Origin of the sequence: Streptomyces sp. URMC 126 (assembly GCF_051386555.1) — a bacterium.
Classification (GTDB): domain Bacteria; phylum Actinomycetota; class Actinomycetes; order Streptomycetales; family Streptomycetaceae; genus Streptomyces.
Map to the genome: position 1 here is coordinate 1 of NZ_JBPQTX010001219.1, position 245 is coordinate 245.

Sequence of the window (245 nt, forward strand, 5' to 3'; positions counted from 1 at the left end):
GGGCCACGATGGGCGTGCGGTGGGCGCGGCACAGGCGCACCAGCTGCGCCACCTGGGCCGTGTCGGCAGGCCGTGCCACGGCCAGGGCCTGGCCCGTGAGGCGGCCATGCTGGTCGGTCAGGTAGCCGGCCGCATCGGCACCCGTGAGCACATGGGCGTCGCCCAGGGCGTGGCGCAGCGCGGTGATGAGGTCGGCGGGGCCGGTGATGTGGCCGCTGGTGCTGGTGTGGGTGCTGGTGTGGGTG

The 245-nt window shown here is 75.5% G+C and carries 1 protein-coding gene; it reads right to left on the minus strand.

Going from position 1 to position 245, the window contains the following annotated elements; translation table 11 throughout:
• The coding region (locus ACSNOK_RS35735; protein WP_436784822.1) for a hypothetical protein at positions 1-245 on the minus strand (245 nt) is incomplete at both ends.